We start from the raw sequence: 14,490 nt of genomic DNA, 5'->3' as shown, positions 1-14,490 counted from the left end.
CGAAGGCCACCACAAGTCTGACACGCAGACCGCCCGTGGGCAGGAAGCGGAGAAGTCGTCGCCGGGGGAAGGACGTGCGAGGTGAAAACCGTACCGTCATCAGGTGCGGTTGAACCGGTAGCCGAAGCCCCGGACGGTCTCGACGTAACGCGGCTGCCGCGGGGGCTCGGCCAGCTTGGTCCTCAGCCGTTTGACACAGGCGTCCACCAGCCGTGCATCTCCGTGGTAGCTGTGTTCCCAGACGGTCTCCAGCAGTTGCTGGCGGCTGAACACCCGACCGGGAGAGGCGGACAGGGTCAGCAGCAGCCGTAGTTCGGACGGAGCCAGCGGGACCGTAGCGCCCCTGCAGGTGACGGTGAGCCCCGCGCGGTCGATGCGGAGCTCACCGTACGTCTCGGCCGACGGGATGGCTCCGTCAGAGGCCTGTCCTTGCTCGACGCGGCGAAGCACGGAACGGATCCTGGCCTCCAAAACCCGTGCCTGGACGGGTTTGACCACGTAGTCGTCCGCTCCGCTTTCGAGCCCGAGCACGATGTCCACGTCGTCGCCCCTGGCGGTCACCATGATGATCGGCACCTGGCTCTCCGCGCGAATCCGGCGACACACCTCCAGCCCGCTTATGCCGGGCAGCATCAGATCGAGCACCACGACGTCCGGCAGGAAGGCCGGCAGCCGACGCAGCCCCTCTTCACCGGTCTCAGCCGCCGCAACATCGTGCCCCTGGTGGCGCAGTGCCAGACAGGTGCCTTCACGGACAGCGGGGTCGTCTTCGATGAGGAGGACACAAGGCATGCGCTCAGTATCAGCGGTGGCCCTCGGTCCGCCGCATCACTGTTACACGATGATCACATGATCGAGGCTGCTGCAGTTCAGTCACATTCCCGACCTTTCTCGATCGTATTGTTCGGCATCTCTGATCGGACATGAGTGCATCGATCAGACCTTGAGCCTTTTCCAACCGCGTTCTTGTGGTGGCCAGTTGGTCTGACAGCGCAGTGTCAGCCGGTCGGAAGACCCGCTTGACGGTGTGCCGTTGCTGGCGCGGCGCATGCAGGTCATCCCGTACGATCCCGTCGACCGTCGCCTTGAACGGATACAGGCGAGAGATCCGGGGCGGAAGCTGCTGGCGCGGCGCCGGCCACACCGGCTCCAACGCGAGAGCCACCGTCCTGCGGGCCGCCCCTGCACTTCACCGACAAGACCCTGCTGAACAGCTCTTCGGTTCGAGCGTCATGGCGGATCGCCGCGTACAACTCGACCTCCGAAAAGGGCACTTGAGCCACCCATCGCGAGTTCGTTCGTTGCCTACTCGTCACAACACGAGCTCATGGCCATCATCTGGAACGCCCAGCCTGAGCTGCCATGCATTCGGTACGAAACCAGGAATCCGCCCCGCGCAATGACAGCAGTACAGCGTCCGACCACTATGACGGTCTGCACCGGGCCCCTCCAGGCAGTGGCCGCCATCGCCCCTCCCGCCGTCGAGGCCGCCCGCGCAGCCGAGGCCGGACCTACCTCATCGGCGCGCTGGTGACCGTCGGTCTGCTCGGCTCCGTCGTGTACTACCAGGCGGGCGCACGAAGCGACGCGTTGAGCGCTACGCCGCGTCCGCGGAGCACGGTGAACATCACTCACATCCCAACGCTCAAGCCCGCCCGGACGCCGGGCCCCAAGCCGACCCCGACCGCGACCAAGATCGACGTCCCCGCGACGGGTCCTGGCACATTTGTCACTGCGAGGGCCAGCGGCTCGAAAGTCGGGCGGGGTGCAAAGCTGCTCCGGTACACGGTGCAGGTCGAGACCGGAATCGACATCTCGGCGGCCCAAGCGGCGAACGAGATCGCTGACATACTCGCCGCTCGCCGGGGCTGGACCCGGAACGGTGTTGCGTCGTTCCAGCTGGTGGGGGCGGGAGAGCCCTACGACCTCAAGGTGATGATCGCGACGCCGGGAACGGCGGATGCCCTGTGCTGGACGGGCATACAGCAGGACACTCACGGCGAATACAACTGCGAGGTACCCGGCGGGGTGGTGGTGAATCTCAGACGCTGGGTCGGCGGCTCGCCGACGTTCGATGGCCCGATCCATGATTACCGGACCCTGATCGTCAACCACGAGATGGGGCACTTCCTGGGCTACACGCACGAGACATGCGCGGGCCCCGGACAACTGGCCCCCGTGATGATGCAGCAGATCAAGGGCCTGGTCGGGTGCAAGGCCAACGCCTGGCCCTACGACGAGAACGGCCACCTCATCACCGGGCCGCCCGCCCCGTAGCAGGCCCTCCGACGATGCACACGGAGCCGTACTCGGTGCCGCACCATTCCACGTTCCCGCCGCAGTATTCTCAATCCGACCGTGGGAGTGTGCCGCTTCCGCTGCCGATGGCTTGCGGCTCCGAGGCGCTTCCCTCGGCAGGCTGTGGGACCGCCGCTGGGCCGTCGGGGCAACTCGGCATTCCGGACGCCAGCAGGATGAGGTCCTCGTCCTCACCGGCGAAGAGGCAGCCATGCGTTGGCTCCGCTTGCGATACTCAGCCTCCCGGTCGGACACGTGGCTGACGTACGGCGAGCAGAAACATCACGTCCACCTCAGCCACGCCTTCACCACCCTCATGGACACCCGCCGCGCGTTCGAGAGCCAGCAGCGGGCGCTGGAGCTGTCCGCGCCCACCAGCAGCATGACCCGGACCCTGCTCAACATCGACGCCGCCGCCTGCTTCCACCACAACGGCGACACCGAGCAGGCCTGCCACCGCGCAGTCGCGACACTGGCCGCATTGCCGGACGGCTAGCGCACCGGTCTGGTCCGCCGCCGCGCCCTGGACCCGTACGAAGCGATCCCCGCCGAACACCACCGCGAGCGCGCCGTACGGGAACTACGCGACGTCGTGGCCGGCTGACGACTACGGCTCCCACAGTGGGAGGGCAGGCCCGGTCCCCTCGCAGTGGAAGCACCGGCCGCCACCTGATGTGTTGCAGCCGCCGATGGTGCCAGCGGCGTTCTGGAAGAGCCGGGTGAGGCCGATGGTGTGCTCCGCGTGGATCGGAAGTTCCTGTCGTCTGCCGAGCGTGACGTCCAGCGCAACGTCAGGGCGGGCGAAGTGGGTGCAGGTAAGGCCGGCGGTCAGGGTGCGGAGCGTCGCGTGCAGTTCGCCCATCGTCTCCGCGCCGGACAGATGGACGCGGGCCGCGAGGATGGTGTCGGTGGCTGCGGTGAAGGGCAGCAGCCCGGCTGGCCGGGCGAGCGGTCCGGCCCACGGGGTCGGGGTGCGTGTGCTGGAGCCGGACCAGGGCGTGCCACAGGCTGCCCGGCAGGTCCGGGGCGGGTTCTTCTTCTCTGCTGCGTTTCATGAGCCCTGTCTACGGTCCGGCACAGACGTGCGGCCGTGTTCGGCCTCTTCTGTCCCGGGCGGTGGCGTCCCGACTTCGAGAGCTGCCCCGCCGGGCGGGCGGCCACGACCGGCCGGCCGTCCTTCGCTTCCTCAAGGAAGAGGGCGGCGAGTGTGCGCGGCCGGTCGGGCAAGCCGCCGTTCCCGGGCGGCTTGCCCGGCCCTGTCAGCGGCCTGCCGGTTCGGGGTATCGCTGACGGCGCCGGTCCGGGCCGTCGACGCCGATCTCGTACCAGGGCTCGCCGCGCTGGAGCCGGGGCAGGCTGTTCACCCAGACCGCGATGGCGATGCCCTGACGTCGGCGGTGAGCGCCAGGCGCGGTTGTCGAGCAGGTGCTCCTCCTTGCCCGCAAGGACGACGTGCAGCCGCGGGAAGCGTTCCGAGCGGGTGTAGCGGTGGCACTGCCAGAACGGGAACGTGCGGCCGATGGTGCCGCGGGCTCCCTCCCAGACGCGGCGCCCGGCGTAGCGCTCGTGGTCTCAGACCTCCTTCGCGAGGCGGGCCTGGGACATGGGGCCGTTGTCGAGTTCGAAGAGGCGGACCTCGCTGGTCGGAGTGGGCTGGGCGAGGACGGCCTCGGTGTTGAAGCTCAGGCCGATCTCCTTTGATGGCGTGGTTCACCTCCACTTGCCAGTCGGTCAGGGAGCGCCGGTTGCCGTAGGCGAGGATCGTGTCGGTCACCGCGACGCCGTGCGGGCCGAACCCGGCGCGAACGGCCTTCGCTCCGGTGCCGACCTTCGGGCGGGACGGCAACTCATTGCCGTCGGCCAGAGCCTTCTGCCCCGCCGGAGCCAGGTTCCAGATCGGGTGCTTGCCGTCCTTGCCGTTCATCTCCGCGAGTCCGAGCTCCGCCAGTTTCGACATCGCTCTGCGCACGTACGACCGGCCGTCCTTGTCCTCTGCCGTGATCACCTGAGCCATCTGCTGCACCGTGGCTATCCGCACGCACCCCAGCATCCCCAGCGCGTCGGCCCGAACCTTCACGACCGCAGGAGTGGACTTCTTCCCCTTCGCTGAGTCTTCAGGGGAAGGGAGAGAGGTGTCGGCGTGCCGACGGAGATCCTGGCGGGCGGTGTGAGCTGCGGTGATGGGAACGACGTTGGAATCGTTCGCGGCACTGGACGCGGTACTGCTTTCCGGGCCGCGTCCAGTGCGCTCAGCACCCCCTGTCGAGGTGGGGCGCGGCTCCGGTCCGGGCTGCCGGGCGCTGCTGGTGTACGTCACGGTGGAACTCCTCATCAGGTGCGCTGCTCTCCCGACAGAGATCCGCTGTCCCCTCATAAAGGTCCGGATGATCATGCTCGTGTGACATTCCATCGGACGCTTTTACCCAGCCGTGATCATCAGGCGGGCGCGGTACTGATCTCTCGCAGCGAAGGTTGAGCGTTGTCATCGAAGGTTGGTGGACGCTAGGTTTCTCACCGAAGGTTGAGTGATCGTTTAGGGCTGACTGTCTGGGGAGACGGTGGGGGAACCGATACGCGCGTACGGCGATCCTGCGTTGAGTGCCTTTGACCTGGACTTCTTCGACAGCGGCCGGCGTCGTCGCACCTCGTTGGGCACCGGGTGGGATGTCCGGTTCGAGGACGTAGCGCCCGTACGCGGGTTCCGGTGGAACAAGGGTGGCCGCAGTTTCGCGGGCTGGTACTACGCGGTGACCACGGGCGGTCATGTGGGCTACGAGTCGTGGCTGGAGCGGGACCGGCTGATTCTGCTGGACTTCGCCCCGGACGTGGTGGGGATCGCCTCGCAGCCGTTCTGGCTCCACTGGCGCGAGGCGGAAGTGAAGCGGCGGCACGCGCCCGACTACTTCGTACGGCTGGCCGACGGCGGCGCCCGCGTGGTCGATGTCCGTGCCGAGGACGATCTCGATGAGCGGACCGCGGATGCGTTCGCCGCGACCGAACGGGCCTGTTCAGCAGTGGGCTGGGAGTTCGCGCACGTCGGTGTTCCGGATGCGGTGGTCATGGCGAACTTGCGGTGGCTGGCCCGCTATCGGCATGGGCGGTGCGGCCGTGAGATCGATGTCGCCGAGCATCTGGTGGAGATTTTCCGGCAGCCTCAGGGGCTGCGGGCAGGGGCCGAAAAAGCCGGGGACGTTCTGCGTGTCCTGCCCGTCCTGTTCCACCTGCTCTGGACGGGGGCCCTCCGCGCTGACCTTGGTGGTGCTCTGCTGAGTAGTGGCACGGTGGTCCACACGTCTGAAGGTTCTGTCGTCGGGCTGCAGCGGAGAGGCCGGGACCACGGCCTGCTGCCGAGGGCGGGCACACGCGGTGAAGGGAGCCAGATGCGCAGGCTGTCGAGGCCGGCAACGGTCGGGGTGGGCGATCGGGTGCGGTTCACCGGTCAGGTCCGGGCGGTGCTCGCGGTGTCAGCCCATGCGGTGACGCTGGCCGATGAGAGCGACTCGCCGCTGGCCGTGCCGCTGGCCGTGCTGCTGGGTGGTGAGAACTTCGAGGTGCTCAACAGCCCCGCGCGGTTGCCGCTGCCGCCGGTGTCACTGCTGGAGGCACTTCCGGTCCACGCGCGGGAGAAGGCTCTGTGGTGGGAGGGCCACATCCTGGAGGTCCTGCACGGCGCCGATCCGAATGCGGACGAGGATGCCGGACCGCGGCCTGAGTACGATCCGGCCCGTCATTCGCTCACCGCGCGGGAGCGGGCGAAGGCGGCCGAGCTGACTGCCGCGGGCTACCGGGTCAGCGTGAGTACGGTCGGCAACTTCCGCCGCCGCTACCAGGTCGAAGGGCTCCTGGGGCTCGCCGACCGTCGGCCGGTGCGCAAGAAGCCGCAGTTCGGGGCGGTCGCCGACGTGGTGGTGGAGGCCATGCGGCAAGCGATCAAGGAGGGAGTCGACGACTCCACCCGCACCGGGACCTACCTCATCTGGCGGACAGGCGAGATCCTGCGGGAGCACGGCGAGACGGTGGAACTGCCCTCGCAGTCGACGCTCTACCGGCTGCTGGCCAAGCTGACCTACGGCAAGCCCGTCTCCGCGACAGCCCGAAACCGCCGCTCACGCGCCCACGGGGCGAAGACGCCGTTCGGTCAGTGGACGGTGTTCGCGCCGGGCGAGGTGGTGCAGATCGACTCCACCCCGCTGGATGTTCTGGTGCGCCTGGACGACGGGGTGGTGGGCAAGGTCGAGCTCACCGGCATGATCGACGTCGCGACCAGGACGGTGCCGGCGGCGGTGCTGCGGCCCACCACGAAGTCGGTCGACGCGAGCGTGCTGCTGGCCCGCGCGCTCACGCCCGAGGTGATGCGGCCGAACTGGGTGGATGCCCTGCGGATGTCTCGGTCGGTGCTGCCCTACCGTCGGCTGCTGGATATCGACGAGCGCCTTGAGCACGCGGCGGCGAAGCCGGTGATCGTGCCGGAGATGATCGTCTGTGACCACGGGAAAGTGTTCGTCTCCCGGAACTTCAGGGCGTCCTGCCGCTTTCTGGAGATCGACTTCCAGCCCACGCACAAGGCGTCCCCGTTCCAGAAGGGACACGTGGAGAAGATGCTGGACTCCGTCGGCACGCTCTTCGCGCAGTTCGTCGCCGGCTTCACCGGCCGCAGCACCGACCACCGCGGCCGCCATCTGGACAAGCAGCCCCTGTGGTCCCTGCCGGAGTTGCAGGAGCTTCTCGACGAATGGCTTGTCGCGAAGTGGCAAAATCGCGAACACGACGGCCTGCGCGACCCGTTGCTCCCGGGCCGCTCGTTCACGCCGAACGAGAAGTACGCCGCCCTGGTCGAAGCATGCGGCTACGTCCCGGTCGCGCTCAGCGCCGAGGACTACATCGAACTGCTGCCGTCGGCCTGGCGGGCAGTGAACGACTACGGCATCAGGATCAAGCGCCGCACCTACGACGGCCCGGGCCTGATCCGCCGCCAGCACTCCGGAGTCACGGAGAAGAAGGGCTTGTGGGAGGTCCACCACGACCCCTACGACATCTCCCGGATCTGGGTACGCAATCACCACGGCCAGGGCGAGTGGATCGAAGCGACCTGGAAGCACCTGCGTCACACCCCGGTTCCGTTCGGGGAACTGGCCTGGGACCATGCCGCACGCGGCCTGCCCGAGGGCACTGAGGCGGAGATCGCGGAGGCGGCCGCTGCCCTGCTGACCCGCGCACACGCCGGCCCCCAGGACACGAAGGCGAAGAAGCGTACTCGCCGGGACAAGACGGTGGCTGCCCGCACCAAGGCGACCTCGCCGGTCCCGCTCCCGCCACCGGTCCCGCATCCCGCGCCGGAACCTGAGCGAGCGGAGGAGGAAGAACCGCTCGCCAAGGTGATCCCGCTGGGCCTGTTCGATCCGCTCGCCGACCCCTGGAAGACCTGATGACACAGCCGCACAGCCTGCTCAACCCGTCGGCAGACGGCCCGCAGGAGCCGGACCAGCATCTGACGGCCCTCGCGGGCTGGCGGGCCTTCGCCGCGGCCCAGCCCGACATACCCGGGCTGCTGAGTGACGCCGCATACGCCAAGCTCACGCCGGCCGAGCGGACCCGCTACGACGAGGACCGGATCGACCACCACACCCGGCTGCTGGTGGTGGCGACCTCGACCGTTCAGCACACGGTCACCTGCGGGCGCCGTCTGGTGCTGCTGAACCGGCACGCGGTCAGCGCCCGCCGCGGGCTGATCGTCTCCGGCCCGGCCGGCACCGGCAAGACCACCGCGATCACCCAGCTCGGGCGCGCGCACGAACTCCTGGACCGGGCCCGCCATCCCGGCGTCAGCGACCGCATCCCGGTCGTCTACATCACCGTTCCGCCCGCCGCCACACCGCGCATGGTGACGGTGGAGTTCGCACGCTTCCTCGGCCTGCCCGCCCGCTCGAAGTCGAACATCACCGACATCCTGGAGTCGGTCTGCGGCGTGTTGATCGACGCCCGAGTCGGCCTGGTCCTCGTCGACGAGCTCCACAACATCTCGCTGACGACCAGGTCCGGCGCCGAGGTCGCCGACACGCTGAAGTACTTCTCCGAGCGCATCCCCGCGACGTTCGTCTATGCCGGGATCAACGTCGAACGCGACCTGTTCACCGGCACCCGCGGACAGCAGATCGCCGGACGCTTCACCCTGATTCCCACGGCCCCGCTGCCCTACAACAGCGAGTGGCAGGGACTGGTCGCCACCCTGGAGAACTCCCTGCGACTGCACGCGCACAAGCCTGGCAGCCTCACCGGCCTGGACCGCTACCTCCACGACCGCACCGGCGGCATGATCGGCTCGCTCTCGCACCTGATCCGCGGCGCCGCCCTGGACGCGATCCTCACCGGCAGCGAGGAGATCACCGAGCAGAGCCTTCAGGCGATCCCGCTCGATCACAGCTCCGACTCCCGCTGACCGCCGAGCGGGAAGGGACAGCCACCGCACGATGCCAACCTCGAACATGAGCCCGAAGCGAGCTCCCCTGCCCATGCAGGTCAGGCCGAACCTCGGTGAAGGGATCGCCTCCTACATACAGCGCTTGGCCCAGGCCAACCACCTGTCGCCAGACGAGCTCACCGCCGTCCTCCGCCCTCACGGCCGAACGCCGGACCTGCACGTGCTCGCTCAGCTCACGAACCGCCCCGTTGACGACCTGCGACGCGCTCTCCCCGACGCACCAGGACGCGTCAACACCGACCCGAACCGGAAAGGACCATTCCCGCAGCGGGTCGACCGCGAACTCCCAGGCCTCAACGACCGGGTCGATCTCCTCCTCGCGCTCGGAGACGCACTCCACGACGGCGTCCATAGAAACGTCCTACGTCACCGCTTCCCCCGGCTGACACGCCACCACATCCACCTCGCGCTCCAGCATCAACCACGACAGCGTCGGCCAGACCACCTGAAATGACCATGTCCCGCTCGCCCGCCCCGCTCCCCAGGCAGATCCGACCGGTTGCCGGCGAAGGACTCACGTCCTTCATCGAGCGTCTCGCCGCCGCCAACTACGTCAGAGCCTCATATTTGCGCCGCTACCTAGTCGATCCGCCCTGGTCATGGAGCGGTTCACCCAGCTGGGAACGGCTGGCCGCGGTGGTCGGCCGAGACCCCTCCTCCCTCAAGGAGATCCTTCTGGGCAGGCGGTGCATCGAATGCGGGGCCGTCACGTTCCAGCCTCACGGCGGCAGCCCACGGCAGACCTGCTCTCAGGCATGCCGGCAGGCGGCATACAGAAGACGGAACCCGAAACCGCAGAAGGAGGAAAGGCACGCGGCCTGCCAAGGTTGCGGCGAGAAGCTGACCTTCGTCGCCCGCGGGGCACCGCGCAGCTGGTGCTCGGTCTCCTGCCGCCAAGTCGCAGAGCGTCAGCGCCGACGCGACAGGGCGGAGGCCAGCCGCACCCCGAATCTGACCTGCGGCGTCTGCGACGCCCCGCTCGAACCCGGCCGACGACGATGGTGCTCGGACCGCTGCTGCCACATCGCCTACCTCCGGCGCCGAGCGGACGGGTCCATTTCACCCCGACAACAGCCGACAGCCTGCACTGAATGTGCTGGGCCCCTGGAACCGGGACGCAAGAATCAAATACGCCTGACGTGCTCAGCCCTCTGCCACAGCAGACGTTCCAACCGGCTCAAGAAGGAACGGACCAGTCGGGAAAAATCACTCAACCTTCGCTGAGAACCGCACAACCCACTTCGACAGGTCATCAATCCTTTCGCGGAGACCACTCAAGTCGACATCTTGCTGGATTCGGGCGAGTTGGCGGTTGCCGACGGGATCACGAAGAAGGCCAGTGCTGCGAGGGCCGCCACGCTCGCTGCGAGTGCCAACGTGCCTGGAAGAGACCAAGTCGCGACTGGTCCGGCAACTGCTGCCCCCAGGGCGAATCCGGTGATCTTCAGGCTGGCGCCGGTGGTGAATATCTGGCCTCGCAGGTGATCTGGGGCCTCCCGGTGGCGGACTGCGAACAAGGCGGCCAGTTGGGGTCCTTCCCCTATCCCCACGATGAGTACGGCCACGATGAGTACGACTGGTTGACCCCACGCGGCCAACGCCAGCGCGGCAGCCTGGACAAGGGCACTGGCCCAGATGATCGTGTCGGGGGCGACTGCACGCGGGAACCCAGCGAGTACGACGTTGGCCACCAAAGCTGCGATCGCCACGCAGGAGAGCAGCACCGCGCCGCGGCTGGCCCCGCCCAGAACACGTTCGCCGAGGAGCGGGATGCATGCCATCAGCATTCCCTGGGCGATGCAGGAGACGGTCGAGGTGAGAGTGGCTCGGGCCAAGGAGGGTCTTCCGAGGATGACCCGTACTCCGGCAATAAGGTCGCTGGTCACCGAAGTTGCCTGCACTCCCAGCACTCGGCCGGGACGGGCGGGCAGCATCCACGCGGCGGGCAGCGCCAAGGCGATGAGCACCGCAGAGACCACCACGGCCATCGGGGCGCCCAGTGCCTCTGCCACGCCGCCAGCGAGAGCCGGACCGGCCAGACTCGCCAGATTGAACGTCATGGCATCGAGCGCATTCGCCCGGGGCAGTTGGCCACCCAGCACCACACGCGGAAGTTGGGCCGTCCATCCCCCCGACAGGGCCGGCCCCAGCAGCCCTGTCACCGCTGCGATCAAGATCGTGACAGCGAACGGCCATCGGTCGAGTCCCCCAAGAACCATCCCCAGCCCCACCGAATACAGGACGAGGGCCCCAGCCAGCAGGCGTCCCGGCCGATCCGTTCTGTCGAGGAGCGCCCCGAGTATCGGCCCCCCTACCGCGGCAGAGATCGTGATGGCCGCGAGTAGCGACGACGCGGCGATGGTCGATCCGGTCAAAGCAAATGCTGTCAGCATCAGCGCTGGTCCTGACATCTCGTCCCCGGCACGGGCTGCCACCGCGCCGACGAGATAGAACCGGAGTGAGTAACGCTTTCCCATCGACAGGACGTTACGGAGGTAACTCAAACCTTCGCAAGATGCGTTACATTCCACAGGTGTCATTCCACAGCGACGATTGGTCCACCCGGCACTCCGTGCTGACCACAGCCCAGCGCACCGCCGCCCTGATCAACGCTCTGGCTGACGGCTGCCCCGACCCGGCTGACGTCGCCGACGTGCTCCGCTCATACGGTGAGACCGACCCCGTCGACCTCACCACCCGCGATATCGCAGAGATGCAGGCAGCTGCCTCCCTGCTGCGGCCAGTCTTCGCCGCCGAGCACGCCGATGACGCCGCGGCCACCCTCAACCGGCTCTTGACGGACCACACCGGACCGCTCCGCCTGACCTCACACAGCGGCAGCACTCCCTGGCACCCCCACCTCGACCGCGAGGACAACGCCCCCTGGAACGAGTGGCTCCTCGCCTCGTCCTGCATGGCCCTGACCGTTCTCGTCTGGGACCGCCAACGTCCGCCCGGCAGGATCTGCGCATCCCCCACCTGCCAGAACGTCTTCATCACCCAGGGCAGCGGCCCGGAGCGTCGCTACTGCTCCCGCCGATGCGCGACCCGCGAACGAGTCGCAGCCCATCGACGGTCCCGCTCTGCCGAGCAGCCGAGCGATGCCAAATAGGGCGTCAAAGCCCAGTGCAACATCGCTCAACCTTCGATGAGAATCACTCAACCTTCACTGCGACAGGTCAGGTACAGAGCTCGGTGACGATCGTGAACGAGGTCGTCACCATCGGCACTGCCATGGCCGGGGGCATCACCGCGTGCGTGGTCTGGCCGTGCGCCATGCCGTTGCGGATCTGCCGGCCGTAGTCGAGGTATTCGGCCTGCCGGGCCGTCAGGATCCCATCATCGGCCCCCTGCTTGATGAGCTGGTAAAGCGGCTTCTTGCCCGCGTCCGGAATGCGGTCGCGCAGCACGATCTCCACCGCGATCAGGGAGTGCATGACCGCCACAGTGGAGAACTCGTAGCAGTAGTACGACTGGCGCAGCAGCTCGCGCGCCGTACGCAGGACCGTCACCGCGGCCTCGGGCACACCGTCGGGCACGACCAGGTCCTCAACAAATTCGTGCATGTCGGCATAGCTGTCAACGAAGAGGTGGGCGCGTTCGTCCGGGACCGGGAACGGCAGCCGCTGCGTGGTCATCCCCGCAGTCTCCCAGCGGCGCGCCCCGGGTGGCAGCGGCTTTTCCGCGGGACGTCGCGCAGCGTGGCGGGACGGAGACTCCTCCCTGCTGGAATGGGACGGAATGTCGCACGTAGCGGAGCTGGACAAGGGGGTAACGCGAGCGGTGGCCCGGTGCCTCATCGCAACGCGAACGCCGTAGCCCGACCTGAGCCGACCGGCTTGCGGGAAGACCGGCCTCCTCCCCCTTACGGCACCCCGCGGACGGATGCCGCTGGCCCTGCCTCCCGGTGATGCGCGGCAGGAGCTTCACTTCGCCACGGACCCGGCTTGTGCCCGCACCGCAACACCGTCAGGTGGCTGCGAGGAGGATGGCGGTGTAGTGCGCGGCGAAGGCGGCGATGGTCAGGGCGTGGAAGACTTCGTGGAAGCCGAACCAGGCCGGTGAGGGGTCCGGGCGCTTGAGTCCGTAGACGACTGCTCCTGCGGTGTAGAGAAGACCGCCGGCTACGACGAGTACGACGACTGCGGTGCCGCCGGCGTGGGCGAAGTCGGGCAGGTTGAAGACGGCCACCCAGCCCAGCGCGATGTAGCAGGGGGTGTACAGCCACCGGGGAGCCTCGATCCACACGGTGCGGAAGGCGATCCCGGCCAGCGCGCCCGCCCATACCACTGCCAGCAGCACCCGCTGGTGGCCTTCGGGCAGCAGCAGTACCGTCAAGGGGGTGTACGTGCCCGCGATGATCAGAAAGATGTTCGCGTGGTCCAGCCGCCGCAGGATCGCCTCCCCGCGGGGGCCCCACGTTCCGCGGTGGTAGACCGCGCTGGTGCCGAACAGCAGGCAGGCCGACACCGCGTACACGGCGCACGCCGTCACTGCCGCGCCTGTGCGCGAAACGGCGATCAGCACGATCCCGCCCACCAGCGCGAGGGGGAACACCCCGGCGTGCAGCCAGCCGCGCAGCCGCGGCTTCAGCGCAGCCGCGGTGCGCTTTACTCCGGCTTCCAGGCCGTCGGCTACCTGCCCGGCAGCCGACCGGCCAACCACGCCTGCACGGACATCGGTCGAGGGGGTGCTCGGGTTGCCGGGACCAGGCTCCAACTCCCGTCCCCGCACCGGCGACTGGGCATCTTCGGCGATCATGCACTCATATTCTTGAAGTCGGCGGAAGAGGGCGGGCCGGACGCGCCGGCCGGGTGTGGGGTTGCAGCACGGCGGTATTCGGCGTTGATGCGCTGGGCTTCTTCGAGCTGGTCTTCGAGGACGATGATGCGGCAGGCGGCCTCGACGGAAGTGCCGTGGTCGACGAGTTCCCGGGCGCGGGCGGCGATGCGCAGCTGGTAGCGGGAGTAGCGGCGGTGGCCGCCCTCGGAGCGGAGCGGGGTGATCAGGCGCGCTTCGCCGATGGCACGCAAGAAACCCTGGGTGGTGCCGAGCAGCTCGGCGGCCCGGCCCATCGTGTAGGCGGGGTAGTCCTCGTCGTCGATACGGCCGAACGAGTCGTCTGCTGTCATCTGCACCTCTCCATGGAACGCGTGGAGGGGCCCTGGTGCTCGTCGCACCAGGGCCCCGAAGGAACTGCTACACCATCTGCCGGCCCTCGTACTGCGCCGGCCCTCTGTTTCCGCAGCCCCGACCTGAATGGTGTCGGGGGTGCTGGGATCGCGGTTGCTTGACCGGAGACCACCTCACTATCGATGTCCTGCGGTACCCGGGTTCAAGATGTCGGCCCGGGCGATCCTGATGGCGCTCGGCTCCTCCGTTCTTCCCTCTGGGATCAACTGCTTACAAGTGGGGTACTGCGCACTGCTGGTGATACGTACCGCTGATGATGCGAACTACTCAGCGGCCTGTGACGGCGCCGCTCTCCGGCAGCCAGCCCCGTCGCCCGTCCTGCGTCTGCCCTGGCTTGGAACCCCACTGCCGAACCTCCCGGTGCGCGCGTCCGCAGCCGACGCCTTCACCGAGGTACCGCTCAATTACTTCACTGCTGAGTCCTGCGAACTGCTCTTACGGGTACTGCACTTGCATGTACTGCCACCCGGCAGTTCGTGTCTGCCAGGCCCTGCTGTCTCTCTGAGCTACGAGAGAACCAT

Annotated in this window: 12 protein-coding genes; 5 read left to right on the top strand and 7 right to left on the bottom strand. The window is 67.9% G+C overall.

Features of this window, described 5'->3' with window-relative positions; all coding sequences use genetic code 11:
- Positions 1-99: 99 nt before the first annotated feature.
- Positions 100-792, bottom strand: a complete 693-nt coding sequence (locus OG226_RS50095; RefSeq protein ID WP_329353024.1) for a response regulator transcription factor — start codon at positions 790-792, stop codon at positions 100-102.
- Between the two features lie 738 nt (positions 793-1,530).
- Here OG226_RS50095 and OG226_RS50090 point away from each other — a divergent pair.
- The gene (locus tag OG226_RS50090; protein WP_329353022.1) at positions 1,531-2,277 is read left to right on the top strand and encodes a DUF3152 domain-containing protein; all 747 of its coding nucleotides are present in this window, start codon (positions 1,531-1,533) and stop codon (positions 2,275-2,277) included.
- Positions 2,278-2,524: 247 nt separating this feature from the next.
- The gene (locus OG226_RS50085; RefSeq protein WP_329353021.1) at positions 2,525-2,794 is read left to right on the top strand and encodes a hypothetical protein; all 270 of its coding nucleotides are present in this window, start codon (positions 2,525-2,527) and stop codon (positions 2,792-2,794) included.
- A 111-nt stretch (positions 2,795-2,905) separates the two neighbouring features.
- Here OG226_RS50085 and OG226_RS50080 read toward each other — a convergent pair whose 3' ends face one another.
- Both OG226_RS50080 and OG226_RS50075 read right to left on the bottom strand, forming a co-directional pair.
- The gene (locus tag OG226_RS50080) at positions 2,906-3,160 is read right to left on the bottom strand and encodes a hypothetical protein (RefSeq protein ID WP_329353020.1); all 255 of its coding nucleotides are present in this window, start codon (positions 3,158-3,160) and stop codon (positions 2,906-2,908) included.
- A gap of 498 nt (positions 3,161-3,658) precedes the next feature.
- Positions 3,659-4,312 (bottom strand): replication-relaxation family protein, encoded by a 654-nt coding sequence (locus OG226_RS50075; protein WP_329353738.1) that lies wholly within the window; start codon positions 4,310-4,312, stop codon positions 3,659-3,661.
- 580 nt (positions 4,313-4,892) lie between these two features.
- On the opposite strand from OG226_RS50075, the gene OG226_RS50065 reads away from it, so the two are divergent.
- Together OG226_RS50065 and OG226_RS50060 are read left to right on the top strand one after the other, a co-directional pair.
- Entirely contained in the window at positions 4,893-7,724 is a 2,832-nt protein-coding gene (locus OG226_RS50065; protein ID WP_443066967.1) for a TnsA-like heteromeric transposase endonuclease subunit, read from the top strand.
- Positions 7,724-8,734, top strand: coding sequence for a TniB family NTP-binding protein (locus OG226_RS50060; protein ID WP_329353019.1), 1,011 nt, complete (start codon positions 7,724-7,726; stop codon positions 8,732-8,734). Before OG226_RS50065 ends, OG226_RS50060 begins: the two co-directional genes overlap by 1 nt.
- A 1,316-nt stretch (positions 8,735-10,050) precedes the next feature.
- Here OG226_RS50060 and OG226_RS50055 read toward each other — a convergent pair.
- A complete protein-coding gene (locus tag OG226_RS50055) occupies positions 10,051-11,253 on the bottom strand; it encodes an MFS transporter (protein ID WP_329353017.1) in 1,203 nt (400 codons plus the stop codon).
- 38 nt (positions 11,254-11,291) lie between these two features.
- Here OG226_RS50055 and OG226_RS50050 point away from each other — a divergent pair, with 38 nt between their 5' ends.
- The gene (locus OG226_RS50050) at positions 11,292-11,888 is read left to right on the top strand and encodes a CGNR zinc finger domain-containing protein (RefSeq protein ID WP_329353016.1); all 597 of its coding nucleotides are present in this window, start codon (positions 11,292-11,294) and stop codon (positions 11,886-11,888) included.
- 67 nt (positions 11,889-11,955) lie between these two features.
- On the opposite strand, the gene OG226_RS50045 is transcribed toward OG226_RS50050, so the two are convergent.
- The 3 genes from OG226_RS50045 to OG226_RS50035 form a co-directional block, all read right to left on the bottom strand.
- Positions 11,956-12,414 carry a hypothetical protein gene (locus OG226_RS50045; RefSeq protein WP_329353015.1) on the bottom strand — a complete coding sequence of 153 codons (459 nt, stop codon included), beginning with the start codon at positions 12,412-12,414 and terminating at the stop codon, positions 11,956-11,958.
- 331 nt (positions 12,415-12,745) lie between these two features.
- Positions 12,746-13,537: a PAQR family membrane homeostasis protein TrhA gene (trhA, locus tag OG226_RS50040; protein ID WP_329353014.1), complete on the bottom strand. Its 792-nt coding sequence runs from the start codon at positions 13,535-13,537 to the stop codon at positions 12,746-12,748.
- Positions 13,534-13,908 carry a MerR family transcriptional regulator gene (locus OG226_RS50035; RefSeq protein ID WP_328675095.1) on the bottom strand — a complete coding sequence of 125 codons (375 nt, stop codon included), beginning with the start codon at positions 13,906-13,908 and terminating at the stop codon, positions 13,534-13,536. The genes trhA and OG226_RS50035 overlap by 4 nt, the downstream gene beginning before the upstream one ends.
- Positions 13,909-14,490 lie beyond the last annotated feature (582 nt).

It is taken from the genome of Streptomyces sp. NBC_01261, from assembly GCF_036226385.1.
In the GTDB taxonomy this organism is placed as follows: Bacteria; Actinomycetota; Actinomycetes; order Streptomycetales; family Streptomycetaceae; genus Streptomyces.
This window is presented reverse-complemented; position numbering and strand designations above follow the sequence as displayed.

Bases quoted from the DNA above. Each gene is read 5' to 3' on its own strand.
- OG226_RS50055 (WP_329353017.1), bottom strand. From the start codon at position 11,253: ATGGGAAAGCGTTACTCACTCCGGTTCTATCTCGTCGGCGCGGTGGCA.
- OG226_RS50080 (WP_329353020.1), bottom strand. From the start codon at position 3,160: ATGGGCGAACTGCACGCGACGCTCCGCACCCTGACCGCCGGCCTTACC.
- OG226_RS50035 (WP_328675095.1), bottom strand. From the start codon at position 13,908: ATGACAGCAGACGACTCGTTCGGCCGTATCGACGACGAGGACTACCCC.
- OG226_RS50045 (WP_329353015.1), bottom strand. From the start codon at position 12,414: ATGACCACGCAGCGGCTGCCGTTCCCGGTCCCGGACGAACGCGCCCAC.
- OG226_RS50095 (WP_329353024.1), bottom strand. From the start codon at position 792: ATGCCTTGTGTCCTCCTCATCGAAGACGACCCCGCTGTCCGTGAAGGC.
- OG226_RS50075 (WP_329353738.1), bottom strand. From the start codon at position 4,312: ATGGCTCAGGTGATCACGGCAGAGGACAAGGACGGCCGGTCGTACGTG.
- OG226_RS50060 (WP_329353019.1), top strand. From the start codon at position 7,724: ATGACACAGCCGCACAGCCTGCTCAACCCGTCGGCAGACGGCCCGCAG.
- trhA (WP_329353014.1), bottom strand. From the start codon at position 13,537: ATGATCGCCGAAGATGCCCAGTCGCCGGTGCGGGGACGGGAGTTGGAG.
- OG226_RS50050 (WP_329353016.1), top strand. From the start codon at position 11,292: ATGCGTTACATTCCACAGGTGTCATTCCACAGCGACGATTGGTCCACC.